Annotated in this window: 20 protein-coding genes; 10 read left to right on the top strand and 10 right to left on the bottom strand. The window is 65.6% G+C overall.

All coding sequences use genetic code 11. The features are described from left to right. The first annotated feature begins 1,355 nt into the window (after positions 1–1,355). From AB0M74_RS34405 to AB0M74_RS34395, 3 genes are all read left to right on the top strand, one after another. Positions 1,356–2,186, top strand: a complete 831-nt coding sequence (locus AB0M74_RS34405) for a hypothetical protein (protein ID WP_366530485.1) — start codon at positions 1,356–1,358, stop codon at positions 2,184–2,186. Positions 2,187–2,255: 69 nt separating this feature from the next. Next, a complete protein-coding gene (locus AB0M74_RS34400) occupies positions 2,256–2,771 on the top strand; it encodes an ImmA/IrrE family metallo-endopeptidase (RefSeq protein WP_366530484.1) in 516 nt (171 codons plus the stop codon). Beyond that, complete coding sequence (locus tag AB0M74_RS34395) at positions 2,768–3,778, top strand: hypothetical protein (RefSeq protein WP_366530483.1); 1,011 nt, start codon at positions 2,768–2,770, stop codon at positions 3,776–3,778. The genes AB0M74_RS34400 and AB0M74_RS34395 overlap by 4 nt, the downstream gene beginning before the upstream one ends. Positions 3,779–4,057: 279 nt before the next feature. Here the strand turns inward: AB0M74_RS34395 and AB0M74_RS34390 are convergent, their stop codons facing one another. Together AB0M74_RS34390 and AB0M74_RS34385 are read right to left on the bottom strand one after the other, a co-directional pair. Continuing rightward, entirely contained in the window at positions 4,058–4,474 is a 417-nt protein-coding gene (locus tag AB0M74_RS34390) for a helix-turn-helix domain-containing protein (RefSeq protein ID WP_011207048.1), read from the bottom strand. 362 nt (positions 4,475–4,836) lie between these two features. Then, positions 4,837–6,000 carry a steroid 3-ketoacyl-CoA thiolase gene (locus AB0M74_RS34385; RefSeq protein WP_366530482.1) on the bottom strand — a complete coding sequence of 388 codons (1,164 nt, stop codon included), beginning with the start codon at positions 5,998–6,000 and terminating at the stop codon, positions 4,837–4,839. Positions 6,001–6,141: 141 nt separating this feature from the next. On the opposite strand from AB0M74_RS34385, the gene AB0M74_RS34380 reads away from it, so the two are divergent. Further along, positions 6,142–7,410, top strand: coding sequence for a cytochrome P450 (locus AB0M74_RS34380; RefSeq protein WP_366530481.1), 1,269 nt, complete (start codon positions 6,142–6,144; stop codon positions 7,408–7,410). 84 nt (positions 7,411–7,494) lie between these two features. On the opposite strand, the gene AB0M74_RS34375 is transcribed toward AB0M74_RS34380, so the two are convergent. The 5 genes from AB0M74_RS34375 to AB0M74_RS34355 are packed head-to-tail and all read right to left on the bottom strand — an operon-like array spanning position 7,495 to position 11,968. Next, positions 7,495–7,911, bottom strand: a complete 417-nt coding sequence (locus AB0M74_RS34375; RefSeq protein ID WP_366530480.1) for a nuclear transport factor 2 family protein — start codon at positions 7,909–7,911, stop codon at positions 7,495–7,497. After that, the gene (locus AB0M74_RS34370) at positions 7,908–8,798 is read right to left on the bottom strand and encodes a TIGR03619 family F420-dependent LLM class oxidoreductase (RefSeq protein WP_366530487.1); all 891 of its coding nucleotides are present in this window, start codon (positions 8,796–8,798) and stop codon (positions 7,908–7,910) included. Before AB0M74_RS34370 ends, AB0M74_RS34375 begins: the two co-directional genes overlap by 4 nt. Before the next feature lie 11 nt (positions 8,799–8,809). Then, positions 8,810–9,976 carry a thiolase domain-containing protein gene (locus tag AB0M74_RS34365; RefSeq protein ID WP_366530479.1) on the bottom strand — a complete coding sequence of 389 codons (1,167 nt, stop codon included), beginning with the start codon at positions 9,974–9,976 and terminating at the stop codon, positions 8,810–8,812. Continuing rightward, complete coding sequence (locus AB0M74_RS34360) at positions 9,973–11,004, bottom strand: thiolase domain-containing protein (protein WP_366530478.1); 1,032 nt, start codon at positions 11,002–11,004, stop codon at positions 9,973–9,975. The genes AB0M74_RS34365 and AB0M74_RS34360 overlap by 4 nt, the downstream gene beginning before the upstream one ends. 10 nt (positions 11,005–11,014) lie before the next feature. Then, positions 11,015–11,968 (bottom strand): OB-fold domain-containing protein, encoded by a 954-nt coding sequence (locus AB0M74_RS34355; protein ID WP_366530477.1) that lies wholly within the window; start codon positions 11,966–11,968, stop codon positions 11,015–11,017. Between the two features lie 178 nt (positions 11,969–12,146). Here AB0M74_RS34355 and AB0M74_RS34350 point away from each other — a divergent pair, with 178 nt between their 5' ends. After that, on the top strand, positions 12,147–13,184 hold the full coding sequence (locus tag AB0M74_RS34350; RefSeq protein ID WP_366530486.1) for an LLM class F420-dependent oxidoreductase: 1,038 nt from the start codon (positions 12,147–12,149) through the stop codon (positions 13,182–13,184). A 22-nt stretch (positions 13,185–13,206) separates the two neighbouring features. Next, positions 13,207–14,763 carry an acyl-CoA synthetase gene (locus AB0M74_RS34345; protein WP_366530476.1) on the top strand — a complete coding sequence of 519 codons (1,557 nt, stop codon included), beginning with the start codon at positions 13,207–13,209 and terminating at the stop codon, positions 14,761–14,763. A gap of 227 nt (positions 14,764–14,990) precedes the next feature. Here the strand turns inward: AB0M74_RS34345 and AB0M74_RS34340 are convergent, their stop codons facing one another. Continuing rightward, positions 14,991–15,986, bottom strand: coding sequence for a sigma-70 family RNA polymerase sigma factor (locus tag AB0M74_RS34340; RefSeq protein WP_366530475.1), 996 nt, complete (start codon positions 15,984–15,986; stop codon positions 14,991–14,993). Between the two features lie 213 nt (positions 15,987–16,199). Between AB0M74_RS34340 and AB0M74_RS34335 the strand changes: the two genes are divergently transcribed. Beyond that, the gene (locus AB0M74_RS34335) at positions 16,200–16,619 is read left to right on the top strand and encodes a VOC family protein (RefSeq protein ID WP_366530474.1); all 420 of its coding nucleotides are present in this window, start codon (positions 16,200–16,202) and stop codon (positions 16,617–16,619) included. Positions 16,620–16,678: 59 nt separating this feature from the next. On the opposite strand, the gene AB0M74_RS34330 is transcribed toward AB0M74_RS34335, so the two are convergent. Further along, positions 16,679–17,461, bottom strand: coding sequence for a crotonase/enoyl-CoA hydratase family protein (locus AB0M74_RS34330; protein WP_366530473.1), 783 nt, complete (start codon positions 17,459–17,461; stop codon positions 16,679–16,681). A gap of 61 nt (positions 17,462–17,522) precedes the next feature. Here AB0M74_RS34330 and AB0M74_RS34325 point away from each other — a divergent pair, with 61 nt between their 5' ends. Both AB0M74_RS34325 and AB0M74_RS34320 read left to right on the top strand, forming a co-directional pair. Continuing rightward, positions 17,523–19,172 (top strand): acyl-CoA synthetase, encoded by a 1,650-nt coding sequence (locus AB0M74_RS34325; RefSeq protein WP_366530472.1) that lies wholly within the window; start codon positions 17,523–17,525, stop codon positions 19,170–19,172. Positions 19,173–19,300: 128 nt separating this feature from the next. Further along, positions 19,301–20,131 (top strand): acyl-CoA thioesterase domain-containing protein, encoded by an 831-nt coding sequence (locus AB0M74_RS34320; protein ID WP_366530471.1) that lies wholly within the window; start codon positions 19,301–19,303, stop codon positions 20,129–20,131. A gap of 60 nt (positions 20,132–20,191) precedes the next feature. Here AB0M74_RS34320 and AB0M74_RS34315 read toward each other — a convergent pair whose 3' ends face one another. Next, entirely contained in the window at positions 20,192–21,382 is a 1,191-nt protein-coding gene (locus AB0M74_RS34315) for an FAD-dependent monooxygenase (protein WP_366530470.1), read from the bottom strand. A gap of 99 nt (positions 21,383–21,481) precedes the next feature. Between AB0M74_RS34315 and AB0M74_RS34310 the strand changes: the two genes are divergently transcribed. Next, positions 21,482–22,093, top strand: a complete 612-nt coding sequence (locus AB0M74_RS34310) for a TetR/AcrR family transcriptional regulator (protein WP_366530469.1) — start codon at positions 21,482–21,484, stop codon at positions 22,091–22,093. The last annotated feature ends 129 nt before the right edge of the window (positions 22,094–22,222 follow it).

The raw sequence follows: 22,222 nt of genomic DNA, 5'->3' as shown, positions 1-22,222 counted from the left end.
AACAAGCAAGTCACAACATTCAACGGCGGCAGCGCCATCGCAACACTCCACGGGGTTCAAGGGGTGGGTGTTGCATCCACCCCTTGAACCCAGGCTCACCGCCAACCACCATTTCACTACGCCCGCTCGAGAAAGGGTTCTCGAGAACGGCACCACAGCCAGATGACCACGCCGGAACTCGACACCGCGCACCTGGCAGCGGGAGGTAAGTCGGGTACGGCACCCGACGCGCCCAGCACTGCCCCGGCAATCCCCTGGCGGGCACGCCTTTCCGGGACGGCATCGTGGTGGGGTGGTTCCCGGAATGCACCCGCTCGGGCGGGTTTGGGCGCGTGGGTTGTGTTGGGGTGGTTTCCGGAATGCACCCGCTCGGGCGGGTTTGGGCGCGTGGGTTGCGTTGGGGTGGTTCCCGGAATGCACCCGCTCGGGCGGGTTTGGGCGCGTGGGTTGCGTTGGGGTGGTTCCCGGAATGCACCCGCTCGGGCGGGTTTGGGCGCGTGGGTTGCGTTGGGGTGGTTTCCGGGCAGTGCTGGGCACGTCGTGTGCCGTTCCCGGCTTTCTCTTCCGCAACCTGGGTAAGCAGGCCCACGGCTTCCGGCGTCGGGACTGGTTGTGGTGGCGTTGTAGGGATCTCGGATCAGAAACTGTTGCTACGAAGCGCCTTTCGAACAGCCCTTACGGTGTGCTGAACCCGGTGTTGAAACTGGACACCCTCTGTGCGGAGCATGCAATGACGACACCGTGTGGCTTGGCTGGGGTGTGTGGCTTGGCTGGGGTGTGTGGCTTGGCTGGGGTGTGTGGCTTGGCTGGGGTGTGTGGCTTGGCTGGGTGTGTGGCTTGGCTGGGGTGTGTGGCTTGGCTGCTGTATTCGGCCTAGTGGAGTTGTGTGGCTTGCGAGGGGGTGTGGGCGCGTGTCGGGTATTCACGCGGACGGATGCGCGGGGTTACCGGGTGATCGCTGGCGTGTGCTGCTCCGCGTGTCGGGCGTGTTGTCTGGAGCGCCGCAGCCGACCCTCTGCGCCGATCTGGGCTGGGGTTTACTATGGGCTCCCGTCCGTCAAAAGTCCCGGACCTGTGCGTTGCGACCGGGCAAAGATCTGCGCTGTATCGAATGAGGGGAAGGCTGGCGCATGGCCGTTGGTCGCACGTCGCGCGTAGTTGCAGTAGCTGCGGCTGTTGCCGGCATTGCGCTACTCGGGGGTGTTGCGGCTCAGGCCCAGCCCGATTCGTCCGGCTCATCAGATGCGTCCGGTCCTGACAATGGTGATGGCTGGCAGCTGCTTTCGATCCCGGGCCAGCAGTCGCCCATCGGCCTCCCACTAGAGCCGACCGATGCCGCGGGGAATGTGGCGCTGGTGCCAGGGTCGTCGGTGGCGGGCTCCGCCGCTGCTGGTTCGGCCGCGGCCGGATCTGCGGCGGCGACCTCGGTGATTCTCGGTGTGCTGCTCGGTTCGGGTTCGGCAGGGCTCGGCGTCGCGCTCGGCACCGGTTCGGCCGCTCTTGGTGCCGTGGCAGTCGGCACCGGCTCCGCTGTTGCGGGGACCGGCTCCGCCGCGCTCGGCACCGGTTCGGCTGCTGTCGGTACCGGTTCTGCGGCAGTCGGTTCGGCCGCGGTAGGCACCGGTGTGGCGGTCCTCGGCACGGGTTCGGCACTCGGCGCGACCGGCTCCGCCGCGGTCGGCTCCGCGGGTGTGGGTTCGGCGGGTGTGGGTTCGGCAGGTGTCGGCTCCGCTGGTCTCGGTTCCGCTGGCATCGGTTCCGGTTCGGCCGCAGTCGGTTCGGCCGCAGCCGGTTCGGCCAGCCCGCTACTACTGCTCCTGATACCGTTGCCAACCCCACCGGCCCCGGTCGTCCCACCGGTGCCCATTGTCGTTCCACCCGCCGGACCGCAGCTCGCGCCGGTCCCGGTGGCAGGGCCACCCGCCCCGGCGGACGCACCACCCCCGCCCCCGCCCGCACCGCCGGCCGCAACCCCGCCCGCCGCGCCCGCAAAGCCGAACCTCGACGTTCGGCCGACCAGTGCGAACAACGGACTACCGGAGCCGAAGCTGTTGTCGGTGATCGGCGGTCTCATCGCCATGGCATTGGTCGGAACCGGTTCCGGCGTAGTGAGTTTCCAGAGCGCTTCGGCCGCACAAGCTCGTGTCGATGCGGCACGCGCCGAGTTCTTCGGACCGCGGGTGTGAGGGGCGACTGTTGAGTGAGCGAGCCGTGTTTCAGCGCGCATCGCGCATGAGCGTCGGCGAGGTGCCGGCATGAGTGAGAGCAGGACGCGCAGTAGTTCTCGGTCCTATCGTCGGGTCGCCGCGGCGGTCGACGCTGTGTGCGCCGTCGCCGCGGACTCCGATGCGACCACACTCGACGAGGTGGTTGCCTCGATCGCTATCGAGCGCCATCGGCAGATCGAGATCGCTAGTGCGCAACTGGGCCCCGGGGTCTGTGGACAGCGCAGGTTCTATCCGGACCGGGACGTGATCGTGCTCGCCACCGCGCTGCCGAGCCGGGACCACACCCTCGCACATGAGTTGGGCCACATCGTGTTCGATCACGAAGGCGCGCCCGCGCCGGAGGTGACGCTCGAGGCCAGCGACGATTTGATCGCGTACATGCTCAGCCAGCGGGCACATCAGCAGATCATGGACGACGGCTCCGACGAACTCGCCGAATGGGAGGCCGAGACTTTCGCCGCCATGTTGATGACCCGTTTGCGCGTATTCAACAGCCGGGGCGCAGGCGTCTCGGCCCTTCGATTCGATGAGGCACTCGGATGACCTTCTGGTTGACTGCCCTGCTGGTCTGGGTCGCCGCCGGTGCACGAGTGGGTCGCGTGCTGGTGAAGCCCGCGACCACCGCTCGGGTGGCCATCGTCGTCGCGGTCGCCGCCGTCGCGCTTGCCACGACGGTCGCGGTTCCCGAGATCGCTTTGGCGATCGACAATCTCTTGCCGCGCGGATTGCCCGACGCCATACTCTCCGCAGGTGTCGTGGTGTCGGCTTGGATGATTTTCGCCGCGGCTACCGCGGTGGTCGCCGCGGCCGCGTGGCCGGTGGTGTCGCGCCGGAACCTGCGCCAGGTCGCCATGGTGATCTACGGTGTCGGTGTGATCGCGGTTGCGATCACCCTGGCCTGGTCGACCACCTTCGGCTGGGGGGTGGTGGCACTCGGCAGCATATTCATCGTGGTCACCGGACTGCGCAACCTCGACTGGACGGCGCTCGGTCGTGGCATCGCGATCTACACCACCGGTACGGCATTCGTGGCAGTGCTTGCGGTGCTACAGATTCGGCAGGCCCTGATCGATGCGCCGCGAACGGCTCCCGGCCATGCGGCGTGGGCTTGGCAGGCGTGGGAGATCGCCGGTCTGCTCCTCGCGTTCGGTTCGGTGTGGATCGTCGTGGAGCTGTGGGTGCGAGCGCGGGTGCTGCTGAGCCGGATTCGGCCACTGCACCGCGTCATGATCGGCCGGTTCCCCGAGGTGATCGCGCATGAGCAGACGAGTTCTTCCACGCAGCTCGAGGCGTCCGATCAGGTGGCGCAGATCATGGACGCGCTGTATCTGCAGTCGGGTGGTGGCGTCGAGCTGGTCGCCGCAGGCCCACCGCCGTTGTCACCGGTCGAGCGCGCCGACCGCGTGGCGGAATGGGCACGTAATCCCTTGGGCGACGTAGTGGTAGATGCGCGGTGGATTGCTCCGCCGGAGGGAATCAGTCCGCGCGGTTGGGTTCAGGCCATCGCTCGTGCCTATGACGCGTCAACTCCCGTCCACGCCCGGAATTGATCGACTCGCCGCAATACCGATCATCTCGACGCATTCTTCGTGAACCCCCCGTTTTGAATCTCCGGACACAACAACGAATCCGGCTCGACGATCGCCGAGCCGGATTTGTGTATGCCCACCAGGTATCCGATCAACTCTTTTCGCACATGCATGGGTAAGTCGCGGGGACGCCTAAAACTCGCCCCCGCGCTCTCCGCTACCCCATAACTTTGGGGCACCCGACCCATGACGCGGTACGGTGCGGCCCGAAGGCCGCACCGTACCGCACTGTAGGAGAACCTATTCGGTACCGTCCGGAGGAATTTCGGGCAAGCCTTCGCTTGCTCGCAACTTCTCCGCCATGGAGGTGAGGAGGTTCTGTGATTCTTCGGACAAGTCGAACGCTCTACTCGACAACCGCCGCAGTCCATAGCCCTGCAGCTGGGACAGCAACTCCAGATCGTGATCGATCTTGGCGGCATAGATGTCGTTGAAGAAGTAGTCCGGCTTGACCTTGAAGAACTTGGCCAGTGCAGCCACCGTTTCGTCCGACGGGTTCGTCCGCTGACCCGACCGCAACTGCGAGAGGTACGGTTTCGAGATCGGATGCCCGGAGGCCGTCAGCGCAGCCGCAACCTCCGCGTTGGTGTGCGGCTTGCGCCCCGGGGGATGCACGGTTTCGAACAGCTTGTTCAGCCGCGCCGCGAAATCAGCCATTGTGAGCCGCCCAATTCCCTTCGCTGTACTAACAGTCGTTATCTCGGATACGTATCATTGATATTAGCGGCTCAGTAACTGAAAACCTACGCCTGATTCAGGATTTCCTTGAAGCTTCTAGGTCCAGCTGCGGCGAAGTGACTGCGACCGTTGCGTTTGCGGGTCACCCCAACGGCTCTTGCGAAGGGGTGGCGTTCTCCGGTTCTGGCCCGTCGCAGGGGTCTCGCCCCGCAGATCGATGATAGCCTAAAGATAGCTGACATCTCATCTACCTGGCCCTAGTTGTCTTTGTGTGGCGTACGACACGTTTTGGCGGCCCTGGGATGAACGTTCAACCAATCGTGGGAAATGGTTCACGACTCCTACAGCCGCTCGATGATCGTGCCTGTCGCCAGTGCGCCACCCGCGCACATGAGCACCATCGCCGTACTGCCTCCGGTGCGCTCCAGTTCATGCAAAGCCGTTGTGATGAGCCGAGATCCGGTGGAGCCGACCGGGTGCCCCAGCGCGATCGCGCCGCCGTTGACATTAACTCGGTCCATGTCCGGATTGTGTACAGATGCCCACGAAAGTGCGACCGCCGCGAATGCTTCGTTGATCTCGAATAGATCGATGTCACCGATATTCATGCCCGACCGCTCGAGCAGTCGGGTACAGGCCTGAACGGGTCCGTCGAGATGGAACTCGGGCTCGGCGCCGACCACGACTTGGGTGACGATCCGGGCGCGCGGCTGCAATCCTGCTCGCTGCGCGGCCTTTTCATCCATCAGCAGCACCGCGGCCGCGCCGTCGGAGATCTGTGATGACGTGCCCGCGGTGTGAATACCGCCTTCGAGCACCGGCTTCAGCTTGGCGAGGCTTTCGAGGTTGGTGTCGCGTAGGCCCTGGTCCTTGCTCACCTCGAGCTTCTCGCCGGTGAGGTTGCCCTCCTTGTCGACGGCGGGTGCGGTCACCGACAGCACCTCGCGGTCGAAGCGGCCCTCGGCCCATGCCTGTGCGGCGCGCTGCTGCGAGCGGACGCCGAGCGCGTCGACATCGTCGCGAGTGATGCCGCGCCGCTTGGCAATACGCTCGGCCGCCTCGAACTGGTTGGGCAGATCGATGCTCCATGACGCGGGCCTGCGCGGGCCCGCATTCGTGCCGACGTTGGCGCCCAAAGGAACTCGGCTCATGGCCTCCACGCCGCACGCCATGCCGATGTCGATGGCGTCGGTCGCGATGAGGCCGGCGATCAGATGATTGGCCTGTTGGGCCGAACCGCACTGCGTATCGATGGTGGTGGCCCCGACCTGCCACGGCAGGCCTGCGTGCAGCCAGGCGACTCGGGTGATGTTGTTGGACTGCTCGCCCGCCTGGGTGACGCAGCCGCCGATAACCTGCTCGACCAGGGCTGGGTCCAGGTGTGCCTTGTCGAGCAGTCCGCGCTGCGCGAGGCCGAGTAGTTCGGCGGCGTGCAGGCCCGCGAGCCAGCCGCCGCGCTTGCCGATCGGGGTGCGAGCGGCCTCGACGATTACGGGTGTGCCCATGACCAACCTTTCCTTCGGAACAGAAAACTGAAACGTGTGTCCACGTTAGCGACAGGCGGATCTGTCCAGTTCTTCCCTCATTATCCAGCCTATGCTTCAATGATTGTAGAACGTGTTTCAGTTTGTCGAAGGAGACATCTGGTGGTTGACCCTCGGAATGCTCGGCCCAATCTGCCGGAAGGGTTCGACGTCACGGACCCGAACATTTACGCCGAGCGTGTTCCGGTCGAGGAGTTCGCGGAACTGCGCAGGACCGCCCCGATCTGGTGGAATCCGAAGTCCCCCGAGACGGGTGGATTTCATGACGACGGCTTCTGGGTCGTCAGCAAGCATGCTGAGGTCAAGGAAGTCTCGCGGCGCAGCGATGTGTTCTCCTCATTCGAGAACACCGCGATCCCGCGGTTCAATGACGAGATCACCCGCGAGGCGATCGAACTACAGCGATTCGTCCTGCTCAATATGGACGCGCCCCAGCACACCAAACTCCGCAAGATCATCTCGCGTGGCTTCACCCCGCGCGTGATCAACGGGCTGCGCGCGGAACTCAAGGCCAGGGCCGAGTCGATCGTGCAGGCGGCGGTGGCGTCCGGATCCGGCGACTTCGTCACCCAGGTCGCCTCCGAACTGCCGCTGCAGGCCATCGCCGAACTCATCGGCATCCCGCAGGAAGACCGCATGAAGGTGTTCACCTGGTCGAACGATATGACCGGGTACGACGATCCGGAGAACGAGGCCGACCCGGTCGCGGCATCCGCCGAGGTCCTCGGCTACGCCTACCAGATGGCCGCGGCTCGTAAGGAATGTCCGGCCGACGACATCGTCACGAAACTGATCGAGGCGGATGTCGACGGCGACGAGCTGACGCCGGAGGAGTTCGGCTTCTTCGTGATCATGCTGGCCGTGGCGGGTAATGAGACGACCCGCAATGCGATCACCCATGGCATGGCGGCCTTCCTGGACAACCCGGACCAGTGGGAGCTGTTCAAGAAGGAGCGCCCGGCCACGACTGCCGACGAGATCATCCGGTGGGCGACTCCGGTCACCTCCTTCCAGCGGACCGCGCTCGAGGACACCGAGCTCGGGGGAGTGCAGATCAAGAAGGGGCAGCGGGTGGTCATGCTCTACCGCTCCGCCAACTTCGACGAGGATGTCTTCGAGCACCCGGAGAAGTTCGACATCACCCGAAAGGACAACCAGCACTTGGCATTCGGTGGCACCGGTGCGCACTTCTGCATCGGCGCCAACCTCGCGCGGATGGAGGTCGATCTGATTTTCAACGCCATCGCCGACTACATGCCCGACATCACCAGGCTGGGCGACCCGAAGCGCCTGCGCTCCGGCTGGCTCAACGGTGTCAAGGAGTTCACGGTCGACTACAAGACCTCGAGCGGCTGCCCCGTCGCGCACTGACGACGACAAAGGGCCCTCGCCACCGGCATTTCTCGTGCCGCTGACGAGGGCCCTTTGTCGTGCTGTCCGCTGGGGGCAGCACCCTCAGCCGACGGGCTTCGCGGTCGCCATCGCGCGGTCGACCTCCCAGAAGGCTCGCAGCGCAGCGATTTTGCCCGTTTCGTTTACCTTGTAGGTGAACACGCCTTCGGCATCGATGCGATGACCACCGAGCGTGGAGCGAATGGTGCCGGTGAAGGCGATCTCGTTGCCACAGGCGAAAGAATCGCCGAACAGGAACTCGATGGAATCGGTCTTCGCGATCGCCATGTCCCAGAACGCCGCGATGGCTTCCTTACCCCGGTGGCCCTTGCCCTCGGGATCGAAACCCGAAGGGCCGACCGGATCTTCGACAATGCCGTCCTCGGCGAACAGCGCGACCCACGCCTGCTTGTCTCTGGCTCGCACCGCGGCTTGCGAGGCGAGGCCGGCGGCCCGTGCTGGATGTTCGGTGATAGTCATGCGCCTGCCTTCGCGACGATGGGTTCCTCGATGTTCTTCGCGGCGAAGCGGCGCAGCGAGTCCTGCTTGGCCGCGAGCTCGCCGTCGAAGCCGATGCCATCTGCCAGCCACGGAACGACGATCGCGTCGGTGACCCCGGCATCGGCCAGATCCTGGTACCCGGCGCGCCCGTATCGGTCGATGCACACCGCTTGGATCTCGAACGGCTCTGCCGCACGGCCGAATTCGGCACGCAGCGCCTCGAGCTTGCCGATGGTCAGGCACAGCTCGTCGTAGGTCATCATGGCCGAGGTCCAGCCGTCGCCGACGCGGGCGGCGCGCCGTAGGGCGGGCTCGGTGTGTCCGCCGATGTAGAACGGCACCGGCTCGGTCGGCGCCGGACTGATCTGCAATGGATCGAAGTCGAAGAACTCGCCGTGGAATTCGACCATGCCGCCGCCGAGGACCAGCTTGATGACCTCGATCATCTCGTCCACCCGCGCGCCGCGCCGGGCATAGGGCACTCCGCACCACTCGAATTCCTCTGGTGCCCAGCCGATCCCGACGCCGAAGCCGAACCGGTTGCCCGACAGGTTGGCCACCGAACCGACCTGTCTGGCCAGCAGCAGCGGGTTGCGCGAACCCAGCTTGAGCACGTTGGTGTAGAAGCGGATCCGGCTGGTCACCGCCGCCATCGCGGTCGCACCGATGAGCGGGTCGACCCAGGGTGTCTCGGGCCCCCAGAAGCGGCTGCCGTCGGCGGTGTAGGGGTACTTCGCCGACGCGGACTTCATGTAGAACAGCGAGTCGGGCAGGCCGATCGAGGCGAAGCCGCATTCCTCCGCCGTCTTCGCCAGTTCTGGCAGCTGCTCCAGCGGGCTGAGCGCGATGCCCAGGGTGAATTTCATCGGTGCGGTGCTCATCGGCGCTCCGACCCGACCACCCACATCGAGAAGTACTGTGAGCCACCGCCGTAGGCGTGGCCGAGGGCCTTCTTGGCATTGTCCACCTGATAGGCCCCGGCCCGGCTCATCACCTGCTTGGCGGCCTCGGCGAAGCGGATGAGCCCGGACGCGCCGATCGGATTCGAGGAGAGCACCCCACCGGAGGGGTTGACCGGCAGCGTGCCGCCGATTTCCGTCTCACCCTTGTCGGTGAGCTTCCAGCCATCGCCCGGCGGCACGAAGCCGAGGTTCTCCAGCCACATCGGCTCGAACCACGAGAAGGGCACATAGATTTCGGCGACATCGATTTCGGCGAGCGGGTCGGTGATGCCTGCCGCCTTCCACAGTGCGGCGGCCGCGTCCTGGCCTGCCTGCGGGCTCACCTGATCGCGCCCGGCGAAGGTGGTCGGTTCGGTCCGCATCGCGGTGCCGTGCACCCAGGCCACCTTCTTGCCCGCGGCTTCGGCAGCGGTCGCTGCTTGCTCGTCGCCGATCACCACCGCGCAGGCGCCATCCGACGACGGGCAGGTTTCGTCGAAGCGGATGGGATCCCACAGCATTTGTGATGCGAGCACCTTCTCCAGCGTGATATCCGGCTGGTGCAGGTGCGCGAGCGGGTTCTTCGCGCCGTTGCGACGATCCTTCACCGCGACCATCGCGCCGATGTGTCCGGGTGCGTTCGAACGGCGAATGTAGGAACGGACGTGCGGGGCGAAATACCCACCCGCACCCGCACCGACCGGCATGGTGAAGGGCACCGGAATCGACAGCGCCCACATGGCATTCGATTCCGACTGCTTCTCCCAGGCGATCGCGAGCACGCGCTTGTGCACCCCGGCCTGGACGAGGTTCGCGGCGACCACGCCGGTCGAGCCGCCGACCGAGCCTGCGGTGTGTACGCGCAGCAGTGGTTTTCCGGTGGCGCCCAACGCATCCGCGAGATACAGCTCTGGCATCATGACGCCCTCGAACAGATCGGGTGCCTTGCCGACCACGACCGCGTCGATGTCGGCGATGGTGAGACCCGAATCCTCGAGCGCGCGATCGATTGCCTCGCGACACATGCCCGCCATGGACACGTCGGTCCGTTTCGTCACGTGATGGGTTTGTCCGGTGCCGAGCACCGCAGCGGGGAGTGTCATCGAGTCTCCAAAACGGTCACAAGATTCTGCTGCAGCACGGGGCCGCTGGTGGCGTGGGCGAGTGCACGATTCGCGGTGCCCGCCATGATCGCTTCGGCCGCGAAGCCGATCCGCTCCAGGCCCGCGGCGAACATCGGGTTGGCCGCCAATGCGCCACCCGAGGGGTTCACTGTGGTCTCGGGTCTCAGGCCGATCGCCTCGGCGAGGATCAGCTGCTGGTGACTGAACGGCGCGTGCAGTTCGGCAATATCGAAGCCGCTGGTGTCGCCGCCGGTAACCGCTTGGGCGGCAGCCGAAGTCGAGGAGGAGACGGTCAGATCGCGGGCGCCGAGCTGAGGTGTGTCGACGCGATGGGCCATCCCGGAGATCCAGGCCGGACGCGCGCAGAGCTCGCGGGCCCGGTCGCCGACGGCGAGCACGATCGCCGCCGCACCGTCGGTGATGGGCGCGACGTCATGTGCGCGCAGCGGATCGGCGACATACGGTGTGCCGAGCAGACTTTCGATATCGCCGGCACCGCCTGCCGCCACGGCGGCCATATCGCGTTCGGTCCAGCGACCGGCATCGAGTCCGGCGCGCGCCTGTAGGCCCGCGATGGACAGCGAGTCCGGCCACAGCGGCGCGACCAGATAGGGATCGAGCTGCATGGTGAGGACCTGCCGCAGCGTGCCTGCCGAGGACTTACCGAAGCCGTACACGAGTGCGGTCTCCGCCTGCCCCGAGCGCAGTTTCACGAACGCCTCGTAGAGCGCCCAGGCGGCGTCCATCTCGACGTGGGATTCGTTGATCGGCGGCACCGCGCCGATGGCGTCGATTGCCGAAATGAACGAGAAGGCCCGTCCGGCCAGATAATCGGAGGAGCCGGAGCACCAGAAGTCGATATCGGATTTGGTGATGCCGAGCTGGGCGTAGAGCTGCTGGAAGATGGGCACCAGCATCTCGACACCGTTGGTGGTGCCGAAGGTTTCCGGCACGTGCGGCGCGTGGGCGAATCCCACGACCGCGATGTCGGTGGCGTTGTCGGTCACGTGGGCCTCTCTAGAGGTGATGGGAGTAGGTGTCGTATTCGGCGTCCGGCTCGCCGGTGGGACGGAAGTGGTCCACGTTCTCCAGCCCGTAGCCCCATTCCTCGCGCGGCTTCCACACGGCCTCCACTCGCATGCCCATCCGCACTTCGCTCGCCTCGCACCCGAGGACAAGGTGCAGAACCGGAATGTCGGCGCCGTCGAGCAGCACATAGGCCGCCACATACGGCGGCTTGATCCGCTGGCCGAGGAACGGCACGTTCACGATGCAGAAGGTGGTGACGGTGCCGCGGTCGGGCAGCTCGACGATTTCGTCGGTCGGCCTGCCGTCGGTCGGGTTGGCGCCGCGCGGCGGGAAGTACACCTTGCCCGCGGCGTCGGTCCGTCCGCCGAGCAGCTTGCCTTCGGCCAGTCCGCGCAGGTAGATGGTTTCCTGCGGCGAGGCGGTGTGTTTATAGGCCAGGTCGACGGGAGTGGTGATCACCGTGATCGGCTCGGCATCGTCGACAGATTCCGCCGGTGCGTGCGATGTGTCGCCGGGTTCGAAGCAGACGATGTCCTTGATGCTGCCTGCGGTCTCGGTCGCCCACCTGGCGACGACGTGCTGGCCGGTGTGGATGGCGCCGGGCTCGGCCACGTCGACGGCGTGCAGCAGGGTGGTGTCCGCGCCGTCGAGTTTGATCAGTGCCCAGGCGAAGGGGCGATCGAAGGGTTGTCCCGGCAAGGGATCGTGCACCCAGGTCCACGATGCGACAGTGCCGGTATCGGCCACGTCGACGAACTCGGTGAGTGGCGCGGAGGTGATCGGATCATATTCTGGTGGCGGCACGAGCACCCGCCCGTCCGAACCGCGTACGCCGACGATCTTGCGGCCGCGCAGCTTGGTCAGGAAGTTGCCGATCGTCGGTCCGACCGATCGGGTGTAGTCGAATCGCACCCGAAGGGGCGCGCTCAGTACGTCGGGCACGGAGTGCGCACCCGTCGCCGGGCCACCACCCGCTGTGGAGTCGCTGCGCGACGCAGTGTTCAATTCCGACCCTCTCTCATTCGCGATTGTGCCGGATGCAGTATTCCCCTGAGTCACAATGTCGAGTAGAACAGGTTCTTATTCTGCTGGCAAGAAGTTGGCTGGAAAGAGGTCGATGGTGAAGTTCGGATTGCAACTCGGGTACTGGATGGCACAACCACCGCAGAATGCCGGTGAGTTGGTGGTGGCCGCCGAGGCGGCCGGGTTCGACGCCGTATTCGCCGCCGAATCCTGGGGGTCGGACGCCTTCGGTCCGCTGATGTGGTGGGGATCCTCGACGCAGCGGGTGCGCCTGGGTACCTCGGTGGTGCAGATGTCGGCGCGCACGCCCGCCGCGACCGCGATGCATGCGCTGACGCTGGATCATCTCAGCGGTGGCCGGGCGATCCTCGGCCTCGGCGTCTCCGGTCCGCAGGTGGTCGAGGGCTGGTACGGCCAGCCGTTCGCCAAGCCGTTGCAGCGCACCAGAGAGTACGTCGGGATCGTTCGTCAGGTACTGGCACGGCAGGCCCCGGTCACCAATGCCGGACCGCAGTACCCGCTGCCGTACACGGGCCCGGGTTCGACCGGGCTGGGCAAGCCGCTCAAGCCGATCGTGCATCCGCTACGAGCGGATTTGCCGATCTGGCTCGGCGCGGAAGGTCCGAAGAATGTGGCGCTGACGGCCGAGATCGCCGACGGCTGGCTGGCGATCTATTACGCGCCGCGGCTGGCCGGGATGTACAACGACTGGCTCGACGAGGGTTTCGCCAGGGCGGGCGCGCGGCGTTCGCGGGCGGACTTCGAGATCGCCGCGAGCTGCCAGGTGGTGCTGACCGATGATGCCAACAGTGAGATCGAGCGGATGCGCTGGATTATGGCGCTCTACATCGGTGGCATGGGCGCACCGGAAATGAACTTCCACGCGCAGGTGTACCGGCGGATGGGATACGAGCGTGAGGTCGATGAGATCGGCAGGCTCTTCCAGGCGGGCAAGAAGGCGGAAGCGGCCGCGTTGGTTCCCGACGAGCTGATTCTGGACACCGCGATCATCGGCGACGAGGACCATGTTCGTAAGCAGCTCGGGGTGTGGGAGGCGGCCGGGGTCACCCAGATGCTGGTGTCTGTTCCCGATATCGAGCAATTGCATCGGCTCGCACCCCTTGTACAGATGTAGAACACGTTCTAAATTCGTAGGGGTGACGACGCAGGAGTCAGTAGAAATTCTCGGTCTCTGGAATATCGCGAACGCGGAACCCGATCGGATCGCCTTGGTCGATCCGATCGGCCGCGAGGTGACGTATCGCGAACTGGCCACGCTGGCCAATCGATACGGCACCGGCCTGCGAGCGCTGGGCCTACAGCCTGGCGACGTGCTCGTCAGCATGGTGCACAACTGTGTCGAGGCAGTCGCCGCCTACTTCGCGGCGTACCAGGCCGGGCTGTACATCGTTGCGGTGAACTGGCACCTGACCGGCCCCGAGGTCGCCTACATCCTCTCCGACAGCGAGGCAAAGGCATTCATCGCCAGCGACCGGTTCGCCGCGGCCGCGATCGCCGCGGCCGACGAAGCCGGACTACCGGCGTCGGCACGCTTCGCGGTGGGTGAGATCGAGGGCTTCAAATCGGTGGCCTGGCTCGGCGCGGCCGACACCGGCCGGCCCGACAACCGGACCACCGGCGCGCCGATGCTCTATACCTCGGGAACAACGGGGCGCCCCAAGGGTGTTCGCCGCCCTTTGACCGGCGCCGATCCGGATGTCGTTCCACCGCATACCAATGCGTTCTTCGGGCTGTTCGACCTCGCGCCCTATGACGACCACGTACATATCTGCGGCTCGCCGCTCTATCACACCGCGGTGCTGAACTGGGCGACGATCTCGATTCAGCTGGGGCACAAGGTTGTTCTGATGGATCGTTGGGATGCCGAGGAAATGTTGCGGCTCATCGAGAAGCATCGGGTGACCCACAGCCACATGGTGCCGACCCAGTTCCACCGCCTGCTGGCGTTGCCGGAGGAGGTGCGCGCCAAGTACGACGTGTCCTCGCTGCGCAGCATGGTGCACGGTGCGGCACCGTGTCCGCAGGAGACCAAGCGGCAGATGCTGGCGTGGTGGGGCCCGACGGTCACCGAGTATTACGCGGCGACCGAGGGTGGCGGCACGGTAATCAATGGCACCGAGTGGCTGCTCAAACCCGGCTCGGTCGGCAAAGCCTGGCCATGGTCGGTGATCAAGGTGCTCAGCGAGGAAGACGGCTCCGAAGTGCCCGCGGGCGAGACCGGGCTGGTCTACATGAAGATGGGTGCCTCGAGCTTCGAGTACCACCACGCCAAGGAGAAGACCGAGGAGTCGAGGGTCGGTGACCTTTTCACCGTCGGCGACATCGGCCATCTCGATGAGGACGGGTATCTCTACCTGCACGATCGCCGATCCGATCTGATTCTCTCCGGCGGTGTGAACATCTATCCGGCCGAAATCGAAAGCGTGCTGATCACTCACCCGAAGGTCGCCGATGTGGCTGTTTTCGGTCTGCCGCACGCCGACTGGGGCCAAGAGGTAAAAGCTGTGGTCCAGCCCGCCAACGGGTTCGAGGGCGACGACGACCTCACCGCCGAGCTACTCGCCTTCGCCGCAACACAATTGGCGAAGTACAAGATGCCGCGCTCGATCGACTACCTCCCCGAACTCCCGCGCGACCCCAACGGCAAGCTCTACAAGCGCAAGCTCAAGGAAAGCTACTTGGCCGCATCATAACCACTGCTCCGCACCGAACACCCCGTGCTGCAACCAGACACCTGGTACACGGGGTGTTCGTATGCGATGGGCCTTCGAATCGACATGGGGGAGGGCGGATCGACAGAGCCTGGGGCACGCTACCCGACTCCTGCCGACCAACACGGTGTCGCGTTGACGGTTCCAGCAACGTCGGTAGTCACATGGTGGCTGTGGAGCATTCGGCAGCCACCATCTGACTACGCTGGTCAGACTTCTTCGCGCAGTTCCGGGGGGAGGCCGAAGAGGGGGAACAGTCTTTCGGTGTCGAGGAAGAAGTTGAGGCCGGCGATGGCGGGGCCGTCGAGCTCCAGGACGGTGATCGACCACGGAGTCCAGACGCCGGGCTCGCTCTGCTTGTAGTGGCCGAAGGCGGGGAGGCCGTTCGCGCCGTCGAGTCGAACCAGCCTGGCATCGCGGCAGGTCTGGCCGGTGCCGAGCATGAACGCGGCCACGTTCTCCGGGCCGGAGATCCACAGCTCGATCGGAGGCATCGACAGTGCGACATCCGCTTTCAGCAGGGTGGTCAGCGTGTCCATGTCGTAGGCCTCGAACGCCTTGACGTAGTCGTCGACCAGTTTGCGCTGGTCCTCATTGGTCTCGTCGTAGGTGTCGGTGCTCGTCGGCTGCACCTTCGACATGGTCGCTCGTGCGCGCTGCAGCGCGCTGTTCACCGACGCGGGCGACATGGTGAGGGCATCGGCGGTCTCACTGGCCGAGAAGCGCAGTACCTCACGCATGATCAGGATGGCCCGCTGGGTGGCGGGCAGATGCTGACAGGCGGCGACGAACGCCAGCCGCAGTGTGTCCTTCGCGGACGCGTGTTCGGCGGGGTCCGACCCGAAGGCGAGGGCATTGGGGATCGGTTCGATCCAGACGTAGTCGGGCTGCGGCATGGGCAGGGGGGTGTCCGGCCGCGACGGCCCGGACAGATCCATCGGCCGGGCCCGGCGTTGCGGACCATCGATCATGTCCAGGCAGACATTGGTGGCGATCCGGTACAGCCAGGACCGCAGGCTGGCGCGGCCTTCGAACGAGTCGTAGGACTTCCATGCGCGGGTGAAGGTTTCCTGCACCGCGTCTTCTGCCTCGAAGGACGAGCCGAGCATTCGGTAGGCATATGCGCACAGCTCCCGCCGGTGTCCCTCGAACGAGGAGAGCACATCGGGGGCGAGGCCGGCGGTATTGCCGGACAAGTCGGTCATGAACGTCACCCTGCCACAGACCACCGACACATTACAGACCCCAGAAGCGGGTCTACCGGCGGAATCGAGATCATCATCACGGTGGCGGAGCCACGGGGCGGGTTGTGGCGGGCATCACCATCCGGGTCGGCGATGAGTTCTCTGCCGACGGCCCGTCTCTACTGGTGAACCGAAAAGCGGACCACGCATGGACTGAGGAAAAGGGCACCGAACATGAGCAGCAAGATGATCTTCATCAACCTACCTGTCACCGATCTGGGCTGGTCGAAGAACTTCTACGAGGCGTTCGGCTGGAAAGTGAACCAGGCCTTCACCGACGAGAACGCCGCCTGCATCGTGATCGATGACAACATCTGTCTGATGCTGCTGACCAAGGAATTCTTCCCTACCTTCAGCAGCCGACCGCTGTCGGACACCGTCTCGACCATCGGCGCCGTGTACGCGCTCGCGCTGGCCAGCGCCGAAGCCGTCGACACGCTCACCGCCGCGGCACTGGGCGCAGGGGCCACCGAGGTGGTCAACGCGGACAAGCGCGCGCAGGAGGCGCGGGTCGGCATGCACGGCCGCACGTTCATCGACCCCGACGGCCACCAGTGGGAGCCGTTCTGGATGGACTACCCGGGCGGCAACTGAGCCACAACGCAAGCGACCCCCGGCGCGGAATGCGCAGGGGGTCGCATGTTTTCGTCGTTTCAGCAGCCGGTGAACGTGGGCTTGCGCTTTTCCGCGAAGGCCTTCGGGCCCTCCTTGGCGTCGGCCGACTTGAAGACCGCCGTGCCGAGCTCGGCGTCGATCTTGAAGGCCTCTTCCTCGTGCATGCCCTCGGTGTCGCGGATGGTGCGCAGGATGGCCTGGACCGCGAGCGGGCCGTTGGCCGCGATCTGCGCGGCCAGTTCGAGCGCCTTGTCCAGCGCGGTACCGTCCGGCACCACATGCCCGATCAGGCCGATTTCCTTGGCTTCGGCCGCAGTGACATGCCGACCGGTGAGCAGGATGTCCGCGGCCACGGTGTAGGGAATCTGGCGTACCAGCCGCACCGCCGAGCCGCCGAGTGGGAACAGGCCCCAACGTGCCTCGGACACACCGAATTTCGCGCTCTCGCCGGCCACCCGGATATCGGTGCCCTGCAGGATCTCGGTGCCACCGGCGATGGCGGGACCCTCGACTGCCGCGATCAGCGGCTTGGTGAGCCGTCTGCCCTTGAGCAGCGCTTCGATCTTCGACAGGTCCCAGCCGCCGCCGGAGAAGGAGTCGCCCGGGTGTTGGGTCGTCATCGCTTTCAGATCCGCGCCCGCGCAGAACGCGCCGCCCGCGCCGGTCAGGATCGCGACCCGGATGTCGGGATCATTGTCGACCTGATCCCAGGCGTCGCGCATGATCGCCATCATCTCGCCCGACAGCGCGTTGCGGGCCTCGGGACGATTCATGGTGACGATGAGGACGTGGTCGCGTTTCTCGACGAGGCAATCTGGCATTGGTGATTCTCCTGACTTTCAAGCCTTGTCAGAAACAGTAACACGTTCTATTTTTAGGTTTGTGAGCTACAACATAGCCGACTTGGTCGAACACGCCATCGATCTCATGCCCGACCGCGTAGCGCTGGCCGACGACGGCCGTGAGGTGACTTACGCGCAGCTGGAGGAGCGGGCCAACAAGCTGGCCAACTACCTGCTGGAACAGGGTGTTCAGCCGGGCGACAAGGTGGGCATCTACTCGCGCAACACGATCGAGGCCGTCCAGGCCATGGTCGCGATCTTCAAGGCACGCGCCGTGATGATCAACGTGAACTATCGATACGTCGAGAACGAGTTACAGCATATTTTCGACAACTCGGACATGGTCGCGCTGATTCACGAGCGCCGCTTCAGCGACAGAGTTGCCGGTGTCCGCCCGAACACTCCGCTGCTGAAGACGGTCATCGTCGTCGACGACGATACGACCGGCACGATCCCCACCGCAGCGGATTCGGTGGAATACGAAACGGTGCTCGCGCAGTCCTCCGGAGAGCGCGATTTCGGCGATCGCTCCCCGGACGACCTCTACATGCTCTACACCGGCGGCACCACCGGCCTGCCCAAGGGTGTGATGTGGCGGCAGGAGGACGTATGGCGGGTGCTCGGAGCCGGCATCAACTTCGTCACCGGTGAATACGTCGACGACGAATGGGAATTGGCGAAGGTCGGTGCGGCCAACCCGCAGATGGTGCGCTTCCCGATTCCGCCGATGATCCACGGCGGCTCACAGTGGGCCACCTTCCACAGCCTCTTCGGTGGCGGCAAGGCCGTGATGATCCCCGAGTTCAGCGGTCACGGCGTGTGGCAGCACATCGACCGCCACGGCATCAACCTCATCTTCATCACCGGTGACGCGATGGCGCGGCCGATGCTGGATGCGTTGATCGAGGGCAATCCGGAAACCGGTAAGCCCTATGACCTTTCGACGCTCTATGTGATGGCCAGCAGCGCGGCGCTGTTCTCCCCGGCCCTCAAGGACCAGTTCCTCGAGCTGCTGCCGAACCGGATGCTCTCGGACTCCATCGGCTCGTCGGAGACCGGTTTCGGTGGACTGTCCATCGTCACCAAGGGTGCGACGCACACCGGTGGGCCCCGCGTGAAGATCGATGCGTCGACCGTGGTCCTCGGCGAGGACGGCAATCCGGTGGAGCCCGGTTCGGGTGTGGTCGGCATTCTCGCCCGCAGGGGCCACATTCCGCTCGGCTACTACAAGGATGAGGCGAAGACGGCGGCAACCTTCAAGGAGATCAACGGCGTTCGCTACTCGATCCCCGGCGACTACGCACGGGTCGAGGAGGACGGCACCGTGACGATGCTCGGTCGCGGTTCGGTCAGCATCAACAGCGGTGGCGAGAAGATCTACCCCGAAGAGGTCGAAGGCGCGCTCAAATCGCACCCGGAGATCTTCGACGCGCTGGTGGTCGGCGTTGCGGACGAGCGGTGGGGTCAGCGGGTCGTCGCTGTTGTGCAGTGCCGCGGCGACAACCGCCCGTCGCTGGAAGAGCTGCGCCCCATGCTGACCAACGAGATCGCGCCCTACAAGCAGCCGCGCAGCCTGTGGTTCGTCGATGAGATCAAGCGCTCGCCCGCGGGCAAGCCGGATTACCGCTGGGCCAAGGAGCAGACCGAGGCGCGTCCGGCCGATGAGCACATCGAGGCGAGCACCAAGTAAGAAGTAGAGGCGACCGGTACCGGCGAGGGCTGCCGCGACCTGCGGCGGCCTTTGCCGTTCCAGCAGTCACCTGCGGTGTTGGTTCGAGCGACCTGCCGGCAGTCGCGAGCGGTAGACAGGAGATCGAATTGACAGCGCCCTATGCGTTTTTCGCCGCGACCGGATACGGCTTCGAGCCCTTGCCCTTCGCTGTCAGCGCGTGGTCGTCGACGATGATCAACGGGCCTGCGATCTGTGGGCTGCTGGCGAGAGCGCTGGAACTGCAGCATTGTTCGGCCGAGTTCACCCCCGCCCGGTTGACGGTCGACCTGTTCCGGCCGACGCTGAACAAGCCGGTGACCGTAGTGACCGAGTTGGTCAGGGCGGGAAATCGGATCAGGGTGGCCGATGCCGCGCTGATGCAGGACGGTGCGGATGTGGCCCGCGCGACGGCGATCTTCTTGAAACGGTCGGTGCAGCCGCCCGGAGAGGTCTGGACCAGGGCCGACGGCCCGCGCCCGCCCGAGGTGCCGATCGCCGATGGACCGACCCCGCCACTGTGGAACAGCGACGGTCGCGCCGATGGCTGGTCGTCGCGGGTCGGCGAGCATCAGAACGGCGGGCGCAAGCGCACCTGGCAGGTGCCGATGTCGGTGATCGAGGGGGAGACGCCTTCGGCGTTCGCAGGCGCCGCGATGATCGGTGAGGCGACCAGCATGATGACCAACTGGGGCAGCGCGGGGATCGGGTTCATCAACACCGATCTGACGCTCGCGCTGGCGCGGCCCGCTATCGGGCCGGAGATCGGGTTGGCGGCCGACAGCCACATCAGCGCAGATGGGGTCGCCGTCGGCAGTGCGACCCTGTTCGATCGCTCCGGGTCGTTCGGGACCTGCCTGGTGACCGCGCTGTCGAACGCCGATCGGCAGGTCGATTTCGCCGACGGCTCCGTATTTGCGGCGCGAGCCGGCATCCAGTAGGAATTCCAGCAGAAGGGCCCGCCAGTTGTCCTGGCGGGCCGATCTTTCGGTCTCGAAGACTCAGCGGTTGGCGAGCTCGGCGAGTTGGAAGGCCAACTTGCGGCGGACCGCGGGGATGCGGGTCGCGAGCGACAGGACGGTATTGCGGAGCAGGCGGGCGGGCCGCGGGCGCAGGGTGCCCATCTTGGTCATCCGGTCGGTGAAGGCGACGACGCCGAGTGCCACTGGGCGCCGGGTGGTTTCGTAAGTGTCCAGGATGGTGTCCGGCTCGCCCTGGACGGCGCGAGCGAGCAACGGTCCGAGGAAGGCCGCGTCCTGGATACCGGTGTTCATGCCCTGTCCGCCCGCCGGGCTGTGTACATGCGCGGCGTCGCCGGCCAGCAGCACGCGACCTGCGCGGTAGTGGTCGGCGACCCGGTGGTGCACCCGGAAGCGCGAGCCCCACAGCACCTCACGGACTTTCACCGCGCCACCGGGGCCGCGGGTGTCGAGAATCGACTGGATATCGGCGGCGTCCGGGTGTTCGGGGGCTTCGTCGAGGGTGGCGACGACCCGGTAGCGGTTCGGTTCGTCCTCGTCGGGCAAAGGCGCGACCACGGTGACGCCTTCGGGTGAAAGGTGCAGCGCCACTTCGTTTCGCGCGATCGGCCAGTCCATCCTGACATCGGCGAGCACGAAGGAGGCGGGGTAGGTGTCGCCGGTGAACCCGATGCCCGCTTGCTCCCTGACGACGCTGTGCATACCGTCGGCGCCGATCACGTAGTCGGCCCTGATAGTTCCCGGGTTGCCCGCGCCGTCTTCGTAATCCACCGTGACGCCGTTGTTTTCGTCGGCCATCCTGGTCACCTGATACGGTCGGCGCACCTCGCCGCCCGCTGCGCGCAGCCGCTCCAGCAGCACCGTTTCGGTGGTGTCCTGCGCGACCATGAGGGTGTAGGGGTACTCCGTTGGCAGTCCGTCGAAGCGCACAGTGGCCAACGTCCGGCCGCCGTCGTGCACGGTGAAGTTCGGTACCACGATGCCGCGTGCGATGAGTTCATCGGCGATGCCGAGCTCGCGCAGTACCTCGAGGGTCCGTGCGTGCACCACGGCGGCGCGAGAGGTGTTGGCACCCTCGGCGAGCCGGTCGAGCAGTACGAAGTCGATACCGGCGTCGGCCAGCGTGATCGCGGCGGTCAGTCCGGCGGGCCCGGCTCCGACGATCACCACAGAGGTGGTGTCGGGCAGTTCGTCGCTCGGGGTGGTGTTCATCGGAACTCCTTGGTCAACATCTGTGGGCCAACGCTTGTTGGCTAAAGGTAGACCTGGCCGCCCTCGTAAGTCAACAGTTGTTGGCATACACTTGTTGGCATGACCGTCGTCCCAGATCAACAGCCTGCGCGCCGCTCCGATGCCACCCGGGCGGCGATCCTCGACGCTGCCCGCGCCCGTTTCGCTGCGGAGGGCTTTCGCAAGGCGACCATTCGCGCCATCGCGGCCGACGCCGCGATCGATCCGTCCATGGTGATGCGCTACTTCGGCAGTAAGGACGGTCTGTTCGCCGCCGCGGTCGATGTCGAACTGAATCTGCCCGATCTGGCGGCCGCGGAGCCGGACGCCGTGGGTGAGGTGCTGGTCCGCCGCTTTCTGGCGATCTGGGAGGACCAGCCCGACAACAAGGTCCTGCTGATTCTGCTGCGTTCCTCCATCGCCGACGAAGCGGTGAGCGAACGCTTCCGGCAAATCTTCGCGGACCAGGTATTGCCTGCTGTGCTTCGCTTCGGCGACCCGGCTGATGCGCAACGCCGCGGCGGATTGATCGTGTCCCAGTTGCTCGGGCTTGCCCTGTGCCGCTACGTGCTGCGGCTGCCCCCGGTGGTCGGGCTCTCGCGGGAGCAAATCATTGTGGATATCGCACCGACCGTGCAGCGGTATCTGACCTCGACGCCGATCGGGGCGGCGGCAGGCGCTCGCGCGAGCTAGCCGCCCCGACACGGCAATCGGCCCGCCGTGGCAGGGGCGGGTTCACGCGATCGTCGCAACACTCTCGATTTGAGAGGTTGCGGCGATCGTGTCGTTTCAGGAGGATTTGGCCCGGTTCGGTGATCAGCT

It is taken from the genome of Nocardia sp. NPDC051463 (genome assembly GCF_040681975.1).
Classification (GTDB): domain Bacteria; phylum Actinomycetota; class Actinomycetes; order Mycobacteriales; family Mycobacteriaceae; genus Nocardia.
Note: the sequence above shows the minus strand (reverse complement) of the source record. Positions and strands in the feature narration are given on the sequence as shown.